Annotated in this window: 9 protein-coding genes; 8 read left to right on the forward strand and 1 reads right to left on the reverse strand. The window is 35.4% G+C overall.

Annotated features, from left to right (window positions below):
* The first annotated feature begins 83 nt into the window (after positions 1-83).
* Genes rny through hflX form a run of 8 tightly spaced genes read left to right on the forward strand, consistent with a single transcriptional unit; the run spans position 84 to position 8,904 of the window.
* Entirely contained in the window at positions 84-1,649 is a 1,566-nt protein-coding gene (rny, locus tag GXZ93_02765; GenBank protein HHT78705.1) for a ribonuclease Y, read from the forward strand.
* Complete coding sequence (locus GXZ93_02770; GenBank protein HHT78706.1) at positions 1,639-2,793, forward strand: ATP-binding protein; 1,155 nt, start codon at positions 1,639-1,641, stop codon at positions 2,791-2,793. Before rny ends, GXZ93_02770 begins: the two co-directional genes overlap by 11 nt.
* Positions 2,794-2,801: 8 nt before the next feature.
* Positions 2,802-3,071 (forward strand): stage V sporulation protein S, encoded by a 270-nt coding sequence (locus tag GXZ93_02775; protein HHT78707.1) that lies wholly within the window; start codon positions 2,802-2,804, stop codon positions 3,069-3,071.
* Positions 3,072-3,115: 44 nt separating this feature from the next.
* On the forward strand, positions 3,116-4,420 hold the full coding sequence (gene miaB, locus GXZ93_02780) for a tRNA (N6-isopentenyl adenosine(37)-C2)-methylthiotransferase MiaB (GenBank protein ID HHT78708.1): 1,305 nt from the start codon (positions 3,116-3,118) through the stop codon (positions 4,418-4,420).
* 7 nt (positions 4,421-4,427) lie between these two features.
* Positions 4,428-5,459: a tRNA (adenosine(37)-N6)-dimethylallyltransferase MiaA gene (gene miaA / locus GXZ93_02785; protein ID HHT78709.1), complete on the forward strand. Its 1,032-nt coding sequence runs from the start codon at positions 4,428-4,430 to the stop codon at positions 5,457-5,459.
* On the forward strand, positions 5,446-6,390 hold the full coding sequence (locus GXZ93_02790) for a diaminopimelate epimerase (GenBank protein ID HHT78710.1): 945 nt from the start codon (positions 5,446-5,448) through the stop codon (positions 6,388-6,390). Before miaA ends, GXZ93_02790 begins: the two co-directional genes overlap by 14 nt.
* Positions 6,391-6,404: 14 nt before the next feature.
* Positions 6,405-7,571 carry an LL-diaminopimelate aminotransferase gene (locus GXZ93_02795; protein ID HHT78711.1) on the forward strand — a complete coding sequence of 389 codons (1,167 nt, stop codon included), beginning with the start codon at positions 6,405-6,407 and terminating at the stop codon, positions 7,569-7,571.
* Positions 7,561-8,904 (forward strand): GTPase HflX, encoded by a 1,344-nt coding sequence (gene hflX, locus GXZ93_02800; protein HHT78712.1) that lies wholly within the window; start codon positions 7,561-7,563, stop codon positions 8,902-8,904. The genes GXZ93_02795 and hflX overlap by 11 nt, the downstream gene beginning before the upstream one ends.
* On the opposite strand, the gene lexA is transcribed toward hflX, so the two are convergent.
* Entirely contained in the window at positions 8,901-9,536 is a 636-nt protein-coding gene (lexA, locus tag GXZ93_02805) for a transcriptional repressor LexA (GenBank protein ID HHT78713.1), read from the reverse strand. The genes hflX and lexA overlap by 4 nt on opposite strands.
* Positions 9,537-9,595: the final 59 nt, after the last annotated feature.

Genomic DNA, 9,595 nt, shown 5'->3' on the forward strand with positions numbered 1-9,595 from the left:
TATATATAATTAAAATTTAATATATAATTTTTAACAAACACTGTGCAATATGAAATCGAGCAAAAATATGCTCGGTTTTTTTTATGAAAGGATTGATACCGATGTTGTTAGAAGCAATGAAAGTCATTGGCATAGGAGCCGTTATTGTTGCTGCAGGTTTTATAGGTGGATTTTATTATCGTAAAATACTGATTGACGCCAAAGTTAACTCTGCAGAACAAAATGCAAAAAGAATGGTGGAAGATGCAAGAAAAGAAGCACAGACTTTAAAAAAAGAAGCAGTTGCAGAAGGCAAGGAAGAGATTGCCAATATAAAATTAAGATCCGATGAAGATATTAAAAGACAGAGATTTGAACTTCAGAAACTTGAAAACAGGATTTTATCAAAAGAAGAAACTATCGAAAAGAAAATCTCTTTTATTGAGAAAAGAGAGCAGACAATAATAAACAAAGAAAAAGAGATTGATGAAACAAAAAATTCTCTTGATGAGGTGCTGAAAAAAGAATTGCTTAGGCTTGAAGCAATAGCGGAACTTACAAGGGATGAAGCAAAAGCTATTCTTTTAAAGAAGATGGAGGAAGAAGCAAAATATGAGTCTGTAAAAGAGATTAAAAGGATAGAAGCTCAGACAAAGGAAGAATCAGATAAAATAGCCAGAAAAATAATTGCCCAGGCCATACAGAGATGCTCAGTGGAACATGTAGCTGAAACCACTGTTTCTGTTGTCAATCTTCCAAATGATGAGATGAAAGGCAGAATAATTGGAAGAGAAGGAAGAAATATAAGGGTTTTTGAAAATCTGACCGGCATAAACATAATAGTTGACGATACGCCTGAAGCAGTCATACTCTCGTCTTTCGATCCTGTCAGAAGAGAGATTGCAAGAGTAACCCTTGAAAATCTGATAATCGATGGAAGAATACATCCGGCAAGAATTGAAGAAATGTATGAAAAAGCAAGCAAGCTGATAAATAATGAAATCAAGGTAGAAGGCGAGCAGGCAATTTTTGATACCGGAATATCAGAAATAAACCCGGGACTTATAAAGGTGCTTGGACGACTTAAATACAGAACGAGTTATGGCCAGAATGTCCTCATGCACTCAAAGGAAGTTGCTTTCGTTGCCGGTATTATTGCATCTGAGCTGGGAATAAATGTTAAAAAGGCAAAAAGAGCAGGGCTTTTACATGATATTGGAAAAGCACTTACTCATGATATAGAAGGATCTCATGCGCTAATAGGAGCGGAACTGGCAAAAAGGCTTCATGAGGATGAAGAGATAGTCCATTCCATAGAAGCTCACCATGGTGAAATCGAAACAGAGACCCTTATGGACATAATAGTTCAGGTTGCTGATGCAATTTCAGGCGCAAGACCGGGAGCGCGAAGAGAAACGCTTGAAAGCTATATAAAGAGACTTGAAAGCCTGGAGAAGATAGCCACGGATTTTAAGGGCATTGAAAAAGCTTATGCCATTCAGGCAGGCAGGGAAATAAGGGTAATTGTAAAACCAGAAGAGATAAATGACGATCTTTCTCTAGTTATGGCAAAGGACATTGCAAGAAAGATAGAAAGCGAAATGGAGTATCCTGGTCAGATAAAAGTAACAGTTATAAGAGAAAGTCGTGCAGTAGATTATGCAAAATAATTCAGATATAAAAAATTTTTTATCTGAATTAGGGCTAAAAAATATTGAAAATATTGAACAGGATCTTGGCAGCGGTTATGTAAGGTTAAGGATTTCCGAAGCTGAAAGAAGACAGGCCCTTCAGGATATCAAATGTGTTGAAGATATTGTTGTAGAGCTTCTGAGGAACAGCAGAGATGCTGAATCTTCAAATATCTATATAGCAACAAAAAAATCGGGAGATTCAGAAAGAATAATATATTTTATTGATGACGGCAGGGGAATCCCTTCCGATCTGAAAGATCTGATATTTGAAGCAAGAGTAACATCCAAACTTGAAAATGCCCGTAAAGATATTTATGGATTTCACGGAAGAGGTATGGCTTTATTTTCCATCAAACTGAATGTGGAAGAGATTTATCTTACTTTTTCAAGAACAGGTGCAGGCAGTTCGTTTTTTTTAAGGATAGATCTTTCAAAAATTCCTGAAAAGAAAGACCAGTCTGTTTTTCCGGAAATTGTAGAGCTTGATGGAAATATCAGCATAATTGGAGGTCTGAACAATATTCCTAAAAATCTTGTTGAATTCAAGCTTCAAAATCAGGAAATCAATCTTTATTACGGAGCACCTTCCCAGATAATATTAAGCATGAGAAATAATGCAAAATCCATGGATATGTTTGATTTGCTGCCGAAGTTCAATGATTTTGAAGAAGTTAAAAAATATATAGAAATTAACGAAGACCTTAAACTGGTTCATTATCCCTGCCTTACCAATAATTATAATGTTCTTTCCGGAATATGCAGTGATTTTTTTAAAATGAACATATCAGACAGAAGTATTCAGAGAATCATATATGAGGAATTTGAACCTTTAAATCCGATAAATCTTGAACAACTCGTTCATTTAAACCGGAAGAAAAATAACGGTCCGGAAGAAGTGGGCGAAGAAAGTCCCGGAAAAGAAAAAAATGCTCCAAAAATATATGAAGATCAAAAATTGTCTTCAAGATTTGAAGATGATGAAATTAAGTATATAATGAATGCACTGGTTGAAAAGATTAATACTGAAGGACAAAAACATCTTATCAGAGTCAGGGATAATTTTATAGCAAAAAGAAATAATAATATACAAATAAATATAGAACTTGAAGAAATAAACTAATTGTAAAAATGAAGATACTTAAAGTTTCTGCCAATACAAGACCAAATTCCATTGCAGGAGCAATAGCGGGAATAATAAGAGAAGAAGGAAGAGTGCAGATACAAACCATAGGTGCGGCTGCTTTAAACCAGACAATAAAGGGTATTGCGATTGCAAGAGGATATATTGCGCCTACAGGCAAAGAAGTAATATGCATTCCTTTTTTTAAGGATATTGAAGTAAACAAAGAAACAAAAACAGCTATTGTTCTTACTGTCGAGACCAAACCGATGGAATAACCGCATATTGCCTTGGACTGTTACATCTATTGGAATCATTTGTTATGAGAAAATATTTTATTGAAACTTTTGGCTGCCAGATGAATGAATTTGATTCTGAAAGAATTGAATTTCTGCTTGAGGAAATGGGTTTTGAAAAAGAAAATGACACAGGCAGGGCAGATCTTATTATAGTCAATACATGTGCCGTAAGAGAAAAAGCAAAGAACAAACTTTATGGCCATCTTGGCAGGTATAAGGAATTCAAAACGAAAAATCCGGATCTGCTGATATGTGTCGGGGGCTGCACTGCCCAGAACCTCAAGATGCAGATACTGGATGATTTTCCTTTTGTTGATATAGTTTTCGGTACGCATAATATCTCCGGTCTGCCGTCGATGATTGGAAAAAGGTTAAAAGACGGTGAAAAGATATGCGCAACACCTGATGAAGGATTTGATTATGATCTTAAAAAATTCAAAAGAACTTATAGCTTTAAGTCTTATCTTCCCGTTTCTGTAGGATGTAATAATTTTTGCTCATACTGCATTGTGCCTTTTGTAAGAGGCAGGGAAATATCCATAAATCCGGAACTGATTCTGGAAAATATAGAAAAACTGACCGGAAAAGGTGTTGTGGAAATAACGCTTGTAGGTCAGAATGTTAATTCTTATGGCAAAGATCTTGAAAACCCGGTTTCTTTTTCAGAACTATTAAAAAAAATTTCTGCAGTTAAAGGGCTGAAAAGAATAAGATTTATGACAAGTCATCCCAAAGATTTTTCAGATGAGCTGATAGACACTATCGCCGGCAGGGATAATATAATGCCTCATATACATTTACCGCTTCAGTCTGGTTCAGACAGGATATTGAAACTGATGAACAGGGATTACACGGGAAATGACTTTCTAGGGCTTACGGAAGAGATCAGAAAAAGAATTTGTAACTGCGCAATCACCACTGATATTATTGTGGGTTTTCCGGGAGAAGAAGAAAAGGATTTTTATGATACCCTTGATCTGGTTAAAAAAATACGTTTTGAAAGAGCCTTTACGTTTATTTATTCTAAAAGGGAAGGAACAAGAGCGGCAGAATTTGATGATAATATTCCTTTAAAAGTAAAAAAAGAATTTTTTAAAGAACTTGTCGATGTCCAGAATAAAATCTCGCTTGAAAAAAACCAGCTCAAAACCGGAAATGAGTATGAAGTTCTGGTAGAAGGTAAAGGTCCTAAAAATACATTTGAAGGAAGACTTGAAGACAATACTCTTGTTAATTTTGAACATGACGAAGAGGGGATTGCCGGGGAATTTATAAATGTAAGAATAACAGGCGCAAAATCATTTTATCTGAAAGGCAGAAAAATATAATATATTGATGGAAACAATAAACAATGATTCTTCTCTGAAAGATGGACTGATATCAAAAGATAAACTTATTGCTCTTAAAAAAAATCTTATTGGGAATGAAACAGTAATAGTAATATGCGGTCCTACATGCAGCGGAAAGACAAGGGCCGCTTTAAACCTGGCAATGCTCCTTGATACGGATATCATATCGGCAGATTCAATGCAGGCATTCAGATATATGGATATAGGAACCGACAAGCAGGATCTTGAAAAATTTTCGGTAAAGCAGTTCATGATAAACATCTGTGATCCTGATTACAGACTGACTGCTGTGGAATTCAGAGATATTGCGAGAAAAGTAATAAAGGAAGAATTTTTTAATAAAAATAAAATACCTATAATAGCGGGAGGTTCAGGTCTTCATATAAGAGCTATAATAGATGATCTTATGTGTGCTCCTGATTCAAGGCATGAATTGAAAAAAGAAATTAAAGAAAAAATAAAATTGAAAGGCCTTGATTATTATTATAATGAATTAAAAAAAATGGATATGGAATATGCTTTAAAAATAAGCAGTAATGATGAGAGACGCATAGTAAGAGCGCTGGAGGTGTGTTACAGCACAAACAGAAAATTTTCTGATTATCTAACAAACTGGGAAGAAAGAAAATCAATTTATAACTGTGTTATGATTGGATTGAATACCGAAAGAAAATCTTTGTATGATAATATTGATAAAAGGGTAAAAGAAATGATCGAAAAAGGTCTTTTAGAGGAAGTAAGCTTGCTTTATGAAAGAGGTTATTCCGGATGCAACAGTATTACCCAGGCGATAGGCTATAAAGAGCTGATAAAGTATCTTGATGGAGAAATGTCTCTGGATGAATCCATTGAAGAGATTAAAAAAAATACAAGACATCTTGCTAAAAAGCAACTAACATGGTTTAAGGCCGACGGTCGCATAAACTGGGTAGAATCTGGCAGCAGTGCCGGTATAAAAGATATAATGAAGGATATTTTAAGTATAATAAATTTAAAGGTGGAGCATGGAAGGATTTGAGTTTTCAAAGCTGACAGGCCAGGGGAATGATTTCATTCTTATTGATTCTGTTAAAAAAGAATATTCTTTTACGGAAAGTCAGATAAAAAAAATGTGTGACAGGCATTTCGGCATCGGGGCTGACGGTGTGATAATTGTCAGAAAATCAGTTTCTGCTGATTTGTTCATGGATTATTATAATAGTGACGGCACAATTGCCGAGATGTGCGGGAATGGTATCAGATGTATGGCAAGATTTGCTTTTGAGAAAAAGCTGGTTCAGAAGGAAGAAATTCTTATAGAAACAAGAGCTGGCCTGAAAAGAATAAAACTTCAGCTTCTGACAGACGGCAAAGTCGGGCTTATTGAAGCTGATATGGGCTCTCCGATATTTGATAATGAAAAAATTCCCGTGATCCCTGAAGATGCTGAAGAACCGGAACTGCCTTTGAAAAATAAAGACACCGGTAATTTTTATGGAGAGTTTAAAGCGGAAAAAAATCTGTTTTTTGAAAGAAAATTCTATATATCCGAAAAATTATATGAGTTGAACTGTCTTTCCATGGGTAATCCCCACTGTGTAATATTTATCTCTGAATCCGAGCAGCTTGAAGAAATTGATTTAAGAAAAATTGGCCCGGAAATAGAAAATTTTCCGATTTTTCCCAGAAAAACCAATGTGGAATTTATAAAAATCATATCAGACAATGAAATATCAATGCGTGTATGGGAAAGAGGATGCGGTGAAACCCTTGCCTGCGGGACAGGAGCCTGCGCGTCTGTTTCAGCAGCAATCATCCTCAATAAGGTAAAACCGGGGGAGGTAGTCGTAAATCTTACTGGTGGAAGATTGTTTATAAGCTGGACAGGGAAAAAACAGGACAGCGTTTTTCTCAAAGGGAAGACTGACTATATCTTTGATGGCAAATACTTTTTTGACAATATTGTATGAAAGGAAAACAAGCAATGATTTTTAACGAATCTGAAAGACTGAGCTCTATACCGCCTTATCTTTTTGCGGAAATAGATGAAATAATCAAAAAGAAAAAAGAAGACGGTTTTGATGTTATAAGTCTTGGAATCGGTGATCCCGACATTAAAACTCCTGATATTGTTGTGGAGGAGTTAAAAAAACAGGCCGATAATCCGGAAAATCACAGATATCCTTCCAGCTATGGCCTTAAAGCGCTAAAGAAAGCTGCATCAGATTTTTATAAAAAAAGATTCAATGTTGAAATAGATCCCGAAAGGGAAGTGATATCTTTATGGGGTTCAAAAGAAGGAATCGCAAATATTGCATATACTTTTATTAATCCGGGAGACATAGTGCTTGCTCCTGATCCCTCTTATCCGGTTTATAAAATAGGAACCATGTTTGCAGGCGGGAGTACTGTAACCGTTCCCCTGAGAGAAGAGAACAACTATCTTATTGATTTTAATGAAATTGACTTAAATATTGCAAAAAAGGCAAAAATAATACATGCCAATTATCCCAATAATCCTACAAGCGCAGGTTGCGGCATTGATTTCTTCGAAAAGCTTTCAAGCTTTGCTATGGAAAACAATATTATCGTATGTCATGACAATGCTTATGGAGACATTTATTCTGAACAAAGCGCCAAACCGGTCAGTTTTTTAAATGCAAGAAACTCAAAGGAAACAGGCATAGAATTTTACTCTCTTTCCAAATCTTTTAATATGACAGGATGGAGAATAAGTATTGCTGTTGGAAATCCTTCAGTAATCAGCAGCCTTGGAAAATACAAATCCAATGTGGACAGCGGAGTTTTTAATGCAATTCAGCTTGCTGCAGCAAAAGCTCTGGAGAATTATGATGAACTTACTATGGAAAACAATAAGATTTACAACAGAAGACGATCAAAAGTCTGGGGTCTTCTTGATAAAATCGGACTGTCTTATTTTAAATCCGGCAATACTATTTATGTGTGGACAAAAGTGCCTGAAGGATATACATCATCATCTTTTGCAAAACTGCTCCTTGACAAAGCCTCTGTAGTGGTAACACCGGGAAGCGCATACGGCTTGTATGGGGAGGGATTTTTCAGGATTTCACTGACTATTTCAGATGAGAGGCTTGAAGAAGCAATCGACAGGATAAGCAATGTCTTTTGAGACTACAAAGAATAAAAAAGAAAAATCTTTACTTGTTTTTATAAAAATAAAATCAACAGAGCTGTCTGAAAATATTTCAGACAGCTCTTATGCAAAAGACCGCATAGAAGAATTAAAGAATCTTGCTTTTAGCGCCGGTGCAGACGTATATGAAGTAATAACGCATTTGCAGCAGAAAATCAATTCAAGATATTATATAAGTACCGGAAAACTGGAAGAGCTGGAAGAAGTCATAAAGGCGGAAGAACTGGACCTGGTAATATTTGACGATGAACTTAGTCCAACTCAGCAGGGTAATCTGCAGGATAAGCTTAAGGTAAAAGTAATAGACAGAACAGCGCTTATTCTGGATATATTTGCTCAGAGAGCGATGAGCAGGGAGGGGAAACTGCAGGTAGAACTTGCTCAGCTCAACTATCTTTTGCCACGGCTGAGAGGTAAGGGTGTCATTCTCTCCAAGCTTGGAGGAGGCATTGGAACAAGAGGTCCCGGAGAAACCAAGCTCGAGGTAGACAGGAGAAAAATAAGAGAGAAGATAAGGCTTCTGGAAAAAAGAATAAAAGAAATTTCTGTTCAGAGATCGACCCGGAGAAAATTAAGGGAAAAATCAGGAATTTTTAAAATTGCACTCGTAGGCTATACAAATAGCGGTAAATCAACTCTGCTGAACGCTCTTACTGAATCAAATGTGCTGGAAAAGGATATGCTTTTTTCTACTCTTGATTCGACTACAAGAAAATTAAGATTATCTGAATTTATAGAAGCTTCAATTTCCGATACTGTAGGTTTTATAGAAAAGCTGCCTCATCAGCTTATTGCCGCTTTCAGGTCTACCCTGGAAGAAGTAATAAAAGCAGATTTATTGCTGGCAGTTGTGGATATAAGTAATCCTAATTATGAAAGACATATTATAAGCATAAAGAAAGTTCTTGATGAATTACAGATAAAGGATAAAGAGATATTTGTAGTATTTAACAAAACAGATATCACGGGCAATGAATTGCTGATAAGCGATGCAAAAATAAAATACAGGAATTCAGTGTTCATATCTGCAAAAAATAAAACCGGCTTTGAAGAGCTGCGTGACGCTATTCTGCGCATAATCTCTTTTAACGACATAACATTCAGCGTCGAAATACCATATGATGAAACCGGTTTTGAATCCTTATTACATGAAAACTGCATGATTCTGGATAAAAAGTATGATAGTGATACTATAAAAATACAATCAAGATGCAACTACCGGATTTTTAATAAACTTGTTTCACAGGCATCAAAAGAATACAGGAATGTTATTATAATGAGAGCTAACGGGATTAAGGCAGAATGCTAAAAATATTTTCTTAGAACTCCTATTACCTTGCCGACTATATCAACAACTTTTACAGTAATAGGTTTCATATAGTCATTTTCAGGTATCAGTTTTATTACTTTGTCTGTTTTTAAAAATCTTTTTACAGTTGCCTCATCTTCAATAAGAGCTACCACGATTTCACCGTTTCTTGCTATGCTTTGTTTTCTTACAATAATATAATCCCGATCCAGTATGCCTGCATTTATCATACTGTCTCCCTTGACTTTAAGCATAAAAACATTATTAAAGTCACTTATGAAATCATTGGTTACAGGAAAATATTCTTCAATATTTTCTTCAGCCAGTATTGGTTTTCCTGCTGCAACATTTCCCACTACAGGAATAAGAACCACATTATTATTGATCTCATCTGAGTCTGCTTTTTTATTATGCTGACTTTTTATTATCTCTATTGATCTTGAACTTCCTTTTACTCTTTTTATATAACCTGATTTTTCCAATTTGGAAAGGTGGGCATGTACTGTAGCTGAAGAACTAAGACCGGTTGCTGAAGCTATTTCCCTGACAGTTGGCGGATAACCTGATTCCGATATGTAGTCTATTATAAAATCAAGTATTTTCTTTTGTCTTTCACTGATATCTGTATTCATTTTGTGAAATATATATTTTAAATAAATAATTTTTAATAAATATTTACATTTCAATTAAA

The sequence above is a fragment of the Actinomycetota bacterium genome (assembly GCA_012837825.1).
Classification (GTDB): domain Bacteria; phylum Actinomycetota; class Humimicrobiia; order Humimicrobiales; family Humimicrobiaceae; genus Humimicrobium.

Excerpts from the sequence above, each read along its gene's own strand:
- rny (HHT78705.1), top strand. The coding sequence starts at position 84 with ATGAAAGGATTGATACCGATGTTGTTAGAAGCAATGAAAGTCATTGGC.
- GXZ93_02770 (HHT78706.1), top strand. The coding sequence starts at position 1,639 with ATGCAAAATAATTCAGATATAAAAAATTTTTTATCTGAATTAGGGCTA.
- GXZ93_02775 (HHT78707.1), top strand. The coding sequence starts at position 2,802 with ATGAAGATACTTAAAGTTTCTGCCAATACAAGACCAAATTCCATTGCA.
- miaB (HHT78708.1), top strand. The coding sequence starts at position 3,116 with ATGAGAAAATATTTTATTGAAACTTTTGGCTGCCAGATGAATGAATTT.
- miaA (HHT78709.1), top strand. The coding sequence starts at position 4,428 with ATGGAAACAATAAACAATGATTCTTCTCTGAAAGATGGACTGATATCA.
- GXZ93_02790 (HHT78710.1), top strand. The coding sequence starts at position 5,446 with ATGGAAGGATTTGAGTTTTCAAAGCTGACAGGCCAGGGGAATGATTTC.
- GXZ93_02795 (HHT78711.1), top strand. The coding sequence starts at position 6,405 with ATGATTTTTAACGAATCTGAAAGACTGAGCTCTATACCGCCTTATCTT.
- hflX (HHT78712.1), top strand. The coding sequence starts at position 7,561 with ATGTCTTTTGAGACTACAAAGAATAAAAAAGAAAAATCTTTACTTGTT.
- lexA (HHT78713.1), bottom strand. The coding sequence starts at position 9,536 with ATGAATACAGATATCAGTGAAAGACAAAAGAAAATACTTGATTTTATA.